The sequence below is a fragment of the candidate division WOR-3 bacterium genome, from assembly GCA_029858255.1.
Taxonomy (GTDB): Bacteria; Hydrothermota; Tepidihabitantia; order SM23-42; family SM23-42; genus SM23-42.
Genome location: JAOUFJ010000043.1, coordinates 1 through 12,300, shown reverse-complemented (window position 1 = coordinate 12,300; position 12,300 = coordinate 1). Strand labels below are relative to the sequence as shown.

At 46.0% G+C, this 12,300-nt stretch carries 12 protein-coding genes; 3 read left to right on the top strand and 9 right to left on the bottom strand.

Annotated features, from left to right (window positions below; genetic code table 11):
- Positions 1–199: 199 nt before the first annotated feature.
- Entirely contained in the window at positions 200–943 is a 744-nt protein-coding gene (locus OEV79_11515; GenBank protein MDH4212064.1) for a hypothetical protein, read from the top strand.
- Positions 944–1,099: 156 nt separating this feature from the next.
- Positions 1,100–2,629 carry a hypothetical protein gene (locus OEV79_11510; protein MDH4212063.1) on the top strand — a complete coding sequence of 510 codons (1,530 nt, stop codon included), beginning with the start codon at positions 1,100–1,102 and terminating at the stop codon, positions 2,627–2,629.
- A gap of 8 nt (positions 2,630–2,637) precedes the next feature.
- Here OEV79_11510 and OEV79_11505 read toward each other — a convergent pair whose 3' ends face one another.
- A complete protein-coding gene (locus OEV79_11505; GenBank protein ID MDH4212062.1) occupies positions 2,638–5,379 on the bottom strand; it encodes a M1 family aminopeptidase in 2,742 nt (913 codons plus the stop codon).
- A gap of 528 nt (positions 5,380–5,907) precedes the next feature.
- Here OEV79_11505 and OEV79_11500 point away from each other — a divergent pair.
- Complete coding sequence (locus tag OEV79_11500; GenBank protein MDH4212061.1) at positions 5,908–6,915, top strand: hypothetical protein; 1,008 nt, start codon at positions 5,908–5,910, stop codon at positions 6,913–6,915.
- A 101-nt stretch (positions 6,916–7,016) separates the two neighbouring features.
- On the opposite strand, the gene OEV79_11495 is transcribed toward OEV79_11500, so the two are convergent.
- The 8 genes from OEV79_11495 to OEV79_11460 form a co-directional block, all read right to left on the bottom strand.
- A complete protein-coding gene (locus OEV79_11495) occupies positions 7,017–7,490 on the bottom strand; it encodes a periplasmic heavy metal sensor (GenBank protein MDH4212060.1) in 474 nt (157 codons plus the stop codon).
- 28 nt (positions 7,491–7,518) lie between these two features.
- The gene (locus OEV79_11490) at positions 7,519–8,064 is read right to left on the bottom strand and encodes a Spy/CpxP family protein refolding chaperone (protein MDH4212059.1); all 546 of its coding nucleotides are present in this window, start codon (positions 8,062–8,064) and stop codon (positions 7,519–7,521) included.
- Entirely contained in the window at positions 8,057–8,527 is a 471-nt protein-coding gene (locus OEV79_11485) for an anti-sigma factor (GenBank protein ID MDH4212058.1), read from the bottom strand. Before OEV79_11485 ends, OEV79_11490 begins: the two co-directional genes overlap by 8 nt.
- A gap of 58 nt (positions 8,528–8,585) precedes the next feature.
- Entirely contained in the window at positions 8,586–9,149 is a 564-nt protein-coding gene (locus OEV79_11480) for a sigma-70 family RNA polymerase sigma factor (GenBank protein ID MDH4212057.1), read from the bottom strand.
- A gap of 188 nt (positions 9,150–9,337) precedes the next feature.
- Positions 9,338–10,114 carry a DUF4097 domain-containing protein gene (locus tag OEV79_11475; protein MDH4212056.1) on the bottom strand — a complete coding sequence of 259 codons (777 nt, stop codon included), beginning with the start codon at positions 10,112–10,114 and terminating at the stop codon, positions 9,338–9,340.
- 95 nt (positions 10,115–10,209) lie between these two features.
- Positions 10,210–11,202, bottom strand: a complete 993-nt coding sequence (locus OEV79_11470) for a transposase (protein MDH4212055.1) — start codon at positions 11,200–11,202, stop codon at positions 10,210–10,212.
- 55 nt (positions 11,203–11,257) lie between these two features.
- On the bottom strand, positions 11,258–12,013 hold the full coding sequence (locus tag OEV79_11465) for an enoyl-CoA hydratase/isomerase family protein (protein MDH4212054.1): 756 nt from the start codon (positions 12,011–12,013) through the stop codon (positions 11,258–11,260).
- Positions 11,988–12,300: DUF3788 domain-containing protein (locus tag OEV79_11460; GenBank protein MDH4212053.1), on the bottom strand; the 313-nt coding region annotated here is incomplete at its 5' end. The genes OEV79_11465 and OEV79_11460, both read right to left, overlap by 26 nt.

Genomic DNA, 12,300 nt, shown 5'->3' with positions numbered 1-12,300 from the left:
TGACTCATGGTCCAAGGACATTATAATACCGAACTAACCGGAGGTCAATATTGACAAATAACTAACTACCAAGTATAGTAAAACCTAATCAGGGGAACGCAATTTTTTCATAGGTGACCCCAAACTCCAAACTCGCCACAGTTGACTTCTGCATCCTGCGTTGTATACTTACGAAAAATAGTGTGAAAAAGGAGAAAACATGCAGAAGATTTTCATCTTACTGGCATCAATTTTGACAGTATTTCCCTTCGGTGGCTGCACCGAGCAGACTAATGAACTTACCGGCGACGGTATTGTAACAATCGGTATCTACGCAGATGAGCAGGCCTCAGGCATATGTTACATCGCCGCTGAGAACATGTTCAAGTGGATGGGATTCGAAACCAGGCGCATATATGCATCCACACTCAATGAAGGTGATATAGAGCATATCGATGTTTTCTACTTCCCCGGCGGTGCCTATGGAAGCGCCATCGATAGTGTTGGTCTGCAGCGGCTGAGGGATGCTATCACTTCAGGACGTGGTTATATCGGTACATGCGGCGGTGCTCATTTCGCTGCTTATTTGGGCGTATACCCGGGCATTGTGACCGGACCCGTACCAGGATTGGAGATCGAAATGTGCGAGGTCTATCTCATGAAGCCCCACCCGATAACCGATGACCAGCCTGCAAGCCTCTGGATAATGTATTTCAACAGCCCCTACTTCTTGCCTGACACAGGTGCCGTGATCGACACGATCGGTTTCTACAATGTGTCTGGCTATCCGGCGCTTGTCGCGTGTGAGTACGGGGCTGGCCGCGTGTTCCTCACCGGACCGCATCCCGAATGGGAAGAAGATGACAACCGCGACGGCGTGTCCATGTATGATAGTTTTGACGATGTTGAATCTGACTGGCCCATGATGGAAAACGCCACACGCTGGTGCCTCTACGATCTATAAATCCCGGGGACAGGCATGCACTTTTGTACTGATTCGCTGATCGGTGTTTTGCATCTCTTATCTCAAATCTCACATCATGCATCAAATGAATTGAATGGGTCATCTTGACACTTTTGACTATTCCTTTAATATAGAAGCTCAAACAGGAGGAACACAATGCATCATCGATTGCCTAATGGTATTTTAGTCTTCACAGCCCTAATATTGGTCAATTCATTATTCAATGGAAGTGCAGGATTAACTTTCGCCAAGGCAGGTGATTTAGACCTGCAGCCGTTCAACATACCTTGTACTGAACACGGCATACAGGCAATCGTCTGGTCCGGGAGTAATCCCAAAATGATTATTGAAAAACTGGCCGCCTATTGCGGACCCATATTGTGGTTCTCGCCCGACGAACCGCTGCTGGCAGGGACCAAAGGCAGTGAAATTGTTTTGCCTGAGCCGTTTCCATTTGAAGAAGCTGCTGCGACTCCAGTTGTTTATTACCGCGTGCGTACGATACTGGTTCGGGAAGACGCCGACGGTCCCGCATACGTCCCACATCTGACAGACAAAAACCTTAGTCTAATTGATCTGCATCAAGTTATTGGAATCGAACTGGATTATTTCTCCTATTACCACGCAGAAGAAGGTATGGGCAGCCATGAACATGATGTTGAATCAGTCCAATTAACGCTACAGGTGTGGAGGCGAGAAGATTGTCAAGAAAACCCATACAATCTTGTCGTAACGCGGGTCGTAGGAAAAGCGCATGGAGTCCATTGGTACGATAACATTCTCGAAGTTGACGAGCAGGCAAGATTCCCCATACACATTCTGGTAGAAGAAGGCAAGCACGCAAGTTGCACTGACAAAAACGGTGATGGCTACTTCACACCTGGCTACGACGTCAACACACGGGTAAATGACGCCTGGGGTGCACGCGATGTGATGCGCATCGGGACGCTATTTACCAGCAGCTATCAATCCTGGATGACAAAGTTAAGAAGAGAAGAACACCGGGTATTCCCTCCTCTACCAGAAGACAGTCCACTTCGTGAGGAGCATAGTGATAACGGTGTTTATGCACCATTAAATGCGATATATGTTCTCAGACCGTTCCCATCAGCGGAAAATGCAGATCCTGGTTTACGTCCTTATATCGCCGGAAAGGGCAACCCGAACTGGCCTGAAGAAAAACCTTATACTGATCTGACAAGGCTTCAGCGCTGGGTGGCCGACGCGGGGTCCTTTGTTAAATCTTTGTCCGTTGCCTTCCGTGCTGATGGCGATTTAGGCATATCCATAATCTTTCCATTATTCATCGTAAAACACCTACAGGAACCTTTTGGTGGAGGTTGGATTGTGAATCGTGTCTACTTCAAGGACACGGACATGAGGGACTTTGCCTGGACTGTACTCTACACCAAATCCGCATCGCGTTGGATGGAAGGTTACCTTTCTGCCGGTTTTGAGTGGGATGAAGAATGGGAGGACATAAACTTACCAGAGACCTTTGAGAGCACCCGGAGTTTTGTACTGGAAACCGGAGTGAAGTTCAGGGCAAATTTGGCATATACCCCTCTTAAATTCCTCACCAAACTGACCGATTTCTGGGGGCTTCGTCTTGGTATTAAGAACACGGGCTTCGTGAATATCGACAAACTGAGTTATGTGATTGAAATCGGCGCCGGTTCCTGGTAAACCCGGGGTCAGGAGGAGAGGCCGATGGACCAGCGCAGTTTCCATGGTTCGCCCGGAGTATATGCATAAAGGGGTAGATTCACAGAAACACTTAGACCATACAACGGTAGTCTGGCAATGGTTTCTGCGCTAATTACGAGACTAACTCCGACGTCAAAGGCGAAATTGTCATAGTAGCCAATGTCCGCAAAGATACGCACAAGCGAACGTGCCGGGAAATCCAGATTCAGCGCATAAATCTGGTCGGATTTGATATGCAGTGTTTGGTACCCGTACATGTTGCCGTCGCCCGGGACATGAAGCCGTTCCTGCGGTGAAAATGTTCCGGACTGATTGAACAGTAGATCGGCAAACCAGTTGATGTGCAGCAAACCATTTAGAAATAATCTATGCTGATCCGGCGCGTCGCCGAAAATCTTGCCAACGAAAAGACGGGTACTGAAAGGTATAAAAGATTCAAAAGTTTTCTGGATCTCAAAAGTGGTTTTTAGATACTCCCATTCACTCCCGATCGCATGATGCGCCAACGAAATATCGGCATCGACCGTCAAATCCGAATGTCGGAAGGTGAAGCGGTTATCAACAGATATGTTTCTGCCCAATTCCCAGTCGATAGAGTCCAGCCCGTCATAAGAAGACAATTCATCGTAAGTAATCAAATTCGTGATATCCACTTGAGGATTTAGCGTGAAAGGACGACCGAGATTAGTTTTGAAGCCGACATATATGTCATCCCCGCCACGAGAACGTGCTGCGCCGAACAAAACACGCGCACGTAAACCATCCTTGAAAAGTATCGGTGTCTGATACCTGATGGAAGGGTAGTTTCGCTTACTACCAAATCCATAAATATACCCCGCAGTAACTTGATAGCCACCCTTTACGAAATCAAAATCGGCAAATTTGTCGCCGAATAGATAGAGACCTCCAACAACACCGTCATAAGTATCATACCACAGGTATGGTGTCCATAAAATTTGATAGGTCGAAAGTGATGGCCAGTCGAAATTGAAAATCGGTTTGATCGAAATCTTTCTTGGCCAGTAATTATTCCAGTATTCAGGATCCATGGTACTTTCACTTGGATCCAGTGCAACGTTCGTGACCGTGCCCAACGTATCAGACACAACTATCACGTTTTTCTTACTCTGAGCGTCAATATGATAAACTTGCTCTCCAAACTCGGCCATGACGTGCATATCTACAGGGATCATTAAGTTACCTCTGTTTTCAATCTCAATGGTATGCCCAGTTACCCGATTCACTGCCCAATCGCAATAATATGTAGTATTGACGAATGAATCAACGAGTGAAGCCAGATACTGCTGGCCTAGATTCCTGCATGTTTCGACGAAATCATCTGACCCTGCATTCTTGTATTTATGATCCTGATAATAACGTCTGAGTATTTCATCGAACTGATTTCTACCAGACAGACTCTCAAGATTCAGGAAGAAAAGCGCTGGTTTTGACTTGATACTATTATTATATGCGATGGGTACATCTGAATAGTCCGATGCTGGATCCGAAACCAATCTATCTAACTGATTTGTGTGCATTAAATAATAGAATAAACGATGATAATATTTCATTGATAATGGAGGGACTAAAGAAGTCCTTATGAGAGAACTCTCTCCTCCGTACATGTCCTCCATATATCTTATTGTCGCATAAGCTGCGAGTCCCTGCCCGAGCCATTCATTAGCTGAACCGCGCGAACCAACGACGGCACCGAACCACTGCAAAGCGATCTTATCGACCAATTGTGACTCAAATAACCTTGTCACGCCGTCTTCTCTCAAATTGAGAATAACCATCTGGGGATGCGCGGCATTTCCCTCATAGAAACCATCAACAATATTCAGGTTCTCATAAGGATAATCACCAAACCACTGTTTGAATCTTGATATCGCCTCGGTCGCGTAACGAATCGTGCTATTACAGTACTTTTCGTTCTCGGACCGGTAGAAGATGGTAACATTCGTGCCGCCTATTTTGTGTGTTTCGGCATCATAATCGTGGTCACACACCCATATGAAATCACTCACGTCTTCCGCCAAGAAACGAACTATCTTGCGTGTCCCGGCGTTGGATTCGTCCCCTGTGATTGACGGAGTATCCGGTAATATGTTTTCTGCCACTGCTATCTGTTTGCCGGTAGCGGCAACAAGGTAACTTTCGGGAAGGTCGATCGTGACATCAAAATCACCAAACTCACCATACGTGCTTCCGAGTGGATGAAGTGGGTCAAGATGCCATCCTTTAGTGTCAAATAAGCATATCTTCGGATACCAATGAGACATTTCATAATGTTCTGACCAGTACCCGAATTCATACAGCTCTCTCGGAATATCGACAGAGTAGTTAAATGTGACTCTGACAGAACCACCCGTGATGACGGGCAGCCTCAACGGGACGGTCAATCTCGTTTCGGTGATATTAAAAGTCAAGGCATCACCGTCGGATACAATTTCATTCATCCTGATACCACCAAACGCTTCTAGCGGCATTGTCTCGAATCTTTCATCACCCATCCTACTGGCTTCACGTGCGTAATACTCAAACCGAGTTCTGAAAGCGTTGGCATTCAGAAAAAAATAAAGGGTGTCGAGCGTGTATGGTGAATTATTGTAGTAGACCACTTCAGCTGCTGCGATCAGAACATGCTGGTTAGTGTCAAGGCGTGCATATATCTCATATGACACGTGTTGTTGCCACGCAGACTGCAGAAAAAATACAAGAATAATCATGATGTCTGTGCTATGCGATGGTTAACTTCAATTCAAAACAAGTATAACGGAAACAAGAAAGCTGTCAATGATAAATCCTTTCTTACTCCATCACAAATAAAGCAAAATTGGCGCAATGGGTTTTCCGCCCCAAGCATCACCCATTAAGAATCTTATGACAGGAACACTTCCTGAATATTGACTACACATTGCAGCCGCACATAATACCGAGTGAACCCCGTCCTGTAATGTAAAACAAAAACTGACAGCACGATCAGCATATTACAAATTGCAGTAGCTTCATATTTGTGCAGAATATGACAGCAACAGATATTGGTGTGATGCGAGTCACAAGTAAAAAGATCAGTACCATTTGAGTCGTAATTTAGCATAGTTCTGATATGGAAAGAGGTACAAATGGGGGCAGTTACACAAAATAGAACTAAATCCAACACATCTGCCATACCATCAGTCACTGTATTCTTTGTTGACATGACGACAAGATTAATTAGAATCTATACAATATCCAGTATTGGAAGGAGGTCGGTCATGAGTTACTGCCGAGTCACGAAAAGCCTAATCTACACAATCGTGATAGGATTTCTGGTGACGGCAAATGCCTACGCTCAAGTACCTGAATATGACCCTTTCATGACAGAGCATGAAAAGGACAGTCTGACAACTGTCGAATATCCATACATCTTCCCGCTGTTTGGAGAAAACATAGTACGGAAAGGTTTTGATCTTCCTTATCCCATAGGGATCAGCATAGGATACTACCAGCAAAGCATGGGTGTCATTATGGACAGGGTCTCGCTCGGCCTAACTGAAGGTCAGCTAATGCCTCTGACCTTCATTGAGTTCGAGGACGTCAGCAACGACGCAGTCAATTACGATGCGCGACTTGACCTGTGGTTACTTCCGTTCCTCAACATCTACGGCATGTTGGGCTATGCGAAATCAGATGCAGACGTCACCCTGAGTGCACCTTTTGAATTTGAAACCTCGGTGGATTTCACAGGTTGGACATACGGTGGAGGGGCTGTACTCGCCGCTGGCATAATGGGCTTTTGGGTTACGGCCAATGGCAACCTCGCCTGGACCGATATGGAGGATTATGATAACCCTGTGAGGACTACCGTATTCTCATTCCGTATAGGCCACAGGCTGCCGCTTATAAAATCGCAGAACTTCCATATCTGGCTGGGAGCCATGTATCAGGACCCTGCGTCCAAGGTTGCTGGCCGTTTCTTATTGGCCGACATAGTCACGGACGAGCTAGCCGGGCAGTTTCAAGATTATTACCTAGCCGACTGGTATTTGGCTTTGACACCAGAAGAGCAGCAATTCATTGACGGTTTTGTTCAAATGCTGATGGGAGGCTCGACAGATACGCAACTCAACTACCAGGCAGAGCAGCATCCTGAGAATGCATGGAACATGATAGCCGGCGCACAGTTGGAATTGAGCAAGAGCTGGAGCCTGCAGGCAGAATTGGGCTTCTTGAACGACCGGAATTCACTGCTCGTCGATCTCAACTACAGGTTGCCTTTGTAGCATACTAGCTGCGGAGGGAAAAGGCAGAATTCCTAGAGCTCAAAAAGAACAGGGGGTTGCGGCATGTGCCGCAACCCCCCGCGGTTTTCGCTTCTAGCCTCTTAATCCATGTGAGGCATTGCCTTATGATGCAGTCCTTCGCGGTGCATGGGCTGGTGTGAATCAAAAAAAATACGCTGATCTTCAGTAAGCATCTTCCGGATATTCTGGCGATGCTGTTCTTTCATTTTCATCATCTGCGTCTGCATCTTACCGATATCGTCGATGACCTTGTTGATCTCGGCCATATTGACTTTATCGGCCGTACTCAAGGTGCGCAAGCGAGCCTTTTTTTCCATCATCTGATTACGCAGTGACTGCATTTCTTTCATGTGCTCCGTGCGCATCGATTTCATCTGTTCAAACTGTTGATCCGTAAGATCCGGGATCCTCATATGTTCTCTTTGACTTCTGCATTCGTGTTCTTTATCGCCGCGCTCCGGTCTCATCTCTGGCATCTGTGCGAAAGCACTCGTTACGACAAACAACAATGCTATGATTGGGAGCACGATCTTGCTTGATCTAAGTATATGCATTTCATTCTCCTTTCTTTTTGTTGAAATATTACTGTACACCCTCACCTCGTGGTGATTCAAATGGTCTGTGATGAGGGACCGGCATGTGAGGAGGCTCAGGTGGTCTACCTTGTTCCATAAACCTATGGAGTAATCCACCCAGCTGTTCACGCTGTTCCGGAGTCAGAATCTCTCGCATTTTCAGCATACGGTGGAATATCATGGCTTCATGTTCCGCCTGCATGGCTGCTATCTCCTTCAGCAACCGATCAACGCGCATGCTATCCGGCTCATTCTCTCTGAGTAACGACATCAGCTCTTGTCTTTTTTGAAAAAGTTCTTCGCGTATCGGCCACATTTCGCTTCGTATTTCTTCATTCATCTTCTTTATTTCATCGATCTGCTCCTTGCTGAGATCGAGATTCCTTGCGATGCGTGTATGCTGCCAATCATGCATCATGTGAGGCTGCTCTACTAACTCCCGTCTTTCAGGCCGGACATGTCTTGTCCACCAGAAGTATCCAAAGGTGAACAGCGTTGCGGCATTAATCGCAACTGAAATTACCAAAATAATAACCAATACCTTTTTATCCATTGTTACCTCCTGCGACCAACTCATTATAGATATCAGATAATGAACCGGCCGGGAATTCATCAAGAGTACCCACACCGAAAACATCGGTCGTTTCGGCAGTCTGAGATTCACCGGTAGCCGCTACCGATTGATACAATATCCTGCCAACTTGATTACCGATAATTAATGATAAGACCACCGCAAAAGCAGTCGCAGCAGAAAAAACTATACTCCGAACCTTCCCGAGAAATGGCCTTGGCTTGACTTCTTCTCTGATGCATTGCCTTACACGAGTCATGAAATAGGACGGCGGCTCCATGCCCGCCATAATGCCCAGGGAATCCGATACACTTGAGAGTGCGGCAAGTTCTTCCTGGCAGCCCTTACACTGCTCCAGGTGGCCATCAATCTCTTTCTTATCTCTTTCCGACACTTCGCCATCGAGATATGCTGATAGTTTTCTTCTAACCTGTGAACACTTCATTCTTGCTCCTATATATTAGGACACAGACAATAGAACGTTTCTTGCGCACGACCTGCATTCACACCACTTTTGCCAGTTTCTGCCTCAAGGAACTCCGCGCGCGGAAAATGAGCGTTTCGACCGAAGACAGAGAAACCTTCATGATTTCGGCGATTTCCTTATAAGATCTACCCTCGAATTGTGAAAGGACCAGAGCCATGCGCTGCCGATCCGGCAATTCATCAACCGCTTTCCGGACTTTTTCTACCTTGCGTCCCGTTTCCCAATCCGGTTCTACTCTCAAGGATTCGGGCGTTATACCCTTTTCAGTCAATTCATCCAGGGAGACATGATCTTTCCTGCGCCCGCGCCGGTAGTTGATACAATGATTGGCTACAATCCTGTAGAGCCAGGTTGAGAATTTCGACTTGCCCTTGAATTTGGCGGCATTGCGCCATACTTTGATGAATATTTCCTGCGCAAGGTCCTGAACATCTTCCCGGCTGCCTGTATAGCGATAAATAGTATTGAAAACAGCGTGCTGGTATTTATGGACAATTCGTTCAAATGCCTGTTCATCGCCATTGGCCGCCAAGTGGATTAAGTGCCCGTCTGTATCTTCAGTAGTGCCTATTATGGTCATAATTTATGTGGTGGAGAGATCTTTCTAGTATTTTTGACACATCTTCCCTTCAAAACTTGCGCCTATGCACCCCTATTGATTAGACAAGAAAATCCGCCACGGGGTTTAAGAAAACAGTGGGGTCATGCAAGCGACCCCACCGGTCCCTCCTGTTTTGGCATTGTCTTTCTTACAGCGTTACTGCGTCACTAACGCGCCTGGATAATAATATTTCCATTCACGACGGTAATGTTGATCGTCGCGTTGGTACTACCGACACCCAAGGTACCCGCCTTGTGATTTGTTTCGTTTACCGTGTAGGTTATGGTATTGAAGCCACTGATCGTAATCTCACCGTTGGTCGTGGAAGCGTCGAACTCGGCCCGGACATCATCGGGCAGGAGTAGAGTTACCATCCCATTTGTCGTCGTTAGCAGAATTGTTTCATTTGCACCCAATTCCTCCATATCGCAATGAATCGCGCCATTCACGATCGTTCCTTCAACACTACCGTGCATATTGTCCGTCGTGATCCCGCCGTTCGTAACTAAAATGCTGGCTCCAGCAGTCATATCATAAAGTGAGACCTCACCATTTAACACAGTTATGTCGAGGTATTTGGACGCAGGTGCAGTAAAGTCGAAATCTGCCCGGTAATCACGGTCGTTCGTATCGGGCATATCCGCTTCCAGAGTCAGTTCTCCGCCTGCAATGTTCTCGGTTATTTCAATGTCAACTATGTGTTCTTCGGCATCGAGCGAATCAGATCCAGTGCAGGAACGCGTAATAACCGCCGTGATCAACGTATCCGGCGTTGCGGAGACGGTGACCTCTCCATTCACGGTTATTGCGTTGATAGTATTGATCCCTGGTGACGGCCAAACGCGTGTTTCAGTGCGCTCCAATTCATAGTCATGAGTATCTTCCGACGTGCACGTGATCAGTATCAGCATGGCGCAGAATAGCGGAAACAAAACTTTTTTCATTCATGCCTCCTTTCTCAGTCCGATATTATTGTCAGTTAAATTGTATTGTACGGATTTACGCTACAGTGTCAACCGCGGGCTACGGGGTCAAATCTTTACATGTGACAAAGTCCTGCAATTACCCTGTTAATCCTACCGAACAAGATCATGGTCTGTTTATCTTCTACCATCTTTTGTTTTAAGCGACGTCTTAATTGACTCACCGAACAATAATCAATACCCCCCAAGAGTGCGCCGATTTTATCTAAATTAAGGTCACCGTATCTATACAACAACTCCGCGGCAATGCCACGCACCACACCTGGACCCCGTCTCTTTGAAAGTATTGTCCTGTCTATCTTTATGATATCAGCAAGATGCTGCAAAATAACCTCGGCATCGATTTTTCTAACAACAAGGCCTCGAAACGCTGGTTGCTCTCTAGTCGAACCATTTTCCAGATGTTCAGCCTTGATTCGCGTTATGAAATCATCATCACCTAGAATCGTGCGATATTTCACCAAATCAAAGGGGTTTCTGATACCACGTCGTAAACCATCAAGCATGAAATCTCGGTATGAAGAACGGCCGCCAATCATGGTGAGAATTTCATCGTACGAAACAAAATCAACAATGGAATTCTTATCCAGATAGCCTGGTAACGTGCTCCATTGATATCTTCTAACATAACGCCATTTTCCTCCGCTGTCCGCGATCCCTAATCGCGACCCACGCACAACGTTTAAATGTATATATCTAGAAACTTCAAGCAAATAGCTGTCCGCGTCTATCAATATGGATTTATATCGCCCTTGAAATAGATGACCACAACATCCATGATGGTAATTGAACCATCCTGTATAGCAGATATTGAAGCGCCGCATGAATTCTGCAAGGTTCGCCTTCTCGGTCTTCAGCAACATATGGAAGTGGTTTTGCATCAGAACGTAGGCAAACAATACTACGTGGTAGACTTCTACTGATTCCGTAAGATAGTCCAGGAATTTCTTTCTATCGAGGTCATCCATAAAAATTTTTCTACTAGCGTTACCTCTACACATTACGTGATAGTATGCACCAGGGTATTGGATTCTTAATGACCTTGCCATATCAAAATAGATCGACCATTCTTCTTTGTCACATGTAAAGATTTGACCCCAGCGGTCAGAATTTCGCGAGGGCGGCCTTTAGCTTTTCTCGAGTTTCGGGAGTATACCACAGATCTATGAATATTTTTTCCTTCTCTGTCAATTCTGCCTGGATCTGAGCTGCAACCTTTTCGGTACGGTTCTGTTTGATCATTCGAAAAGCCTCCAGCGAAAAAGAGACGATTGATTTGATTTTCCCAACTGATGTCGGCAAAACTTGTTGAAGTGGCATCACCTCATCCACGAGACCCATTTTGAGCGTCTCTTCTGGTGGAAAGAAATCGCCGGTATCCAGGATCTTGCGCACACTGCGGTCATCAACGATCTGCCTCAGTATGCGATCCGCAGGATATGGCAACGGCACGCCGAGCTTTATCTCATTGAGACCCATCAATTTCTTTCCTTCAGAAATATACCGGTAGTCGCAACATATTGTAAGGATACAGCCGCCGGCAACTGCGTGTCCGGTGATCGCAGCTATTACCGGCTTCGGAAACGTATACATATCCACACAGAGACGATTGAATGCCCGGTAGAATTCCGAAAAATCCCTCTCTTCCAGGTTTATCAATCCGGGGATATCAAACCCGATGGAGAAGAACTTCTCATTCGCGCTAGTCAGAACCAACCCCGAAATTTTTGTATCCTCCCTGGCTACTTTTAGATAGTCAGAGAGATCGCGTATGAGGTCAAGGTTTATCGCATTAGTCGTCCCCCTGGACAATTTGACGACCGCAACGCCTTCGCTACTCGTGACTTCGATATGCTTCATGACTAAGCATCCCTTTCTTTTCCTTTCGCTTTATTCGAACGAGGGAAATAACATCCCTCAGATCGCTCTTGTTCAATACGCGTTTGTACAGCCACTTACCGTCATGATACTGATGTGCCGAAGTAAACAGCATTAGGGTACCTTCATTAAAATCATGACAACGTTCCTCGAATTGCGCGATTTCCTTCTTTCCCAGAGTCACAAGAACAGTGAATGCTTTCGATTCTGGAAACAACACGCAGAGCGTCTTATTTTTTCTTCTGTATTTAAAACACCAGCCGTATTTC

Excerpts from the sequence above, each read along its gene's own strand:
- OEV79_11515 (MDH4212064.1), top strand. The coding sequence starts at position 200 with ATGCAGAAGATTTTCATCTTACTGGCATCAATTTTGACAGTATTTCCC.
- OEV79_11510 (MDH4212063.1), top strand. The coding sequence starts at position 1,100 with ATGCATCATCGATTGCCTAATGGTATTTTAGTCTTCACAGCCCTAATA.
- OEV79_11505 (MDH4212062.1), bottom strand. The coding sequence starts at position 5,379 with ATGATTATTCTTGTATTTTTTCTGCAGTCTGCGTGGCAACAACACGTG.
- OEV79_11500 (MDH4212061.1), top strand. The coding sequence starts at position 5,908 with ATGAGTTACTGCCGAGTCACGAAAAGCCTAATCTACACAATCGTGATA.
- OEV79_11495 (MDH4212060.1), bottom strand. The coding sequence starts at position 7,490 with ATGCATATACTTAGATCAAGCAAGATCGTGCTCCCAATCATAGCATTG.
- OEV79_11490 (MDH4212059.1), bottom strand. The coding sequence starts at position 8,064 with ATGGATAAAAAGGTATTGGTTATTATTTTGGTAATTTCAGTTGCGATT.
- OEV79_11485 (MDH4212058.1), bottom strand. The coding sequence starts at position 8,527 with ATGAAGTGTTCACAGGTTAGAAGAAAACTATCAGCATATCTCGATGGC.
- OEV79_11480 (MDH4212057.1), bottom strand. The coding sequence starts at position 9,149 with ATGACCATAATAGGCACTACTGAAGATACAGACGGGCACTTAATCCAC.
- OEV79_11475 (MDH4212056.1), bottom strand. The coding sequence starts at position 10,114 with ATGAAAAAAGTTTTGTTTCCGCTATTCTGCGCCATGCTGATACTGATC.
- OEV79_11470 (MDH4212055.1), bottom strand. The coding sequence starts at position 11,202 with ATGGCAAGGTCATTAAGAATCCAATACCCTGGTGCATACTATCACGTA.
- OEV79_11465 (MDH4212054.1), bottom strand. The coding sequence starts at position 12,013 with ATGAAGCATATCGAAGTCACGAGTAGCGAAGGCGTTGCGGTCGTCAAA.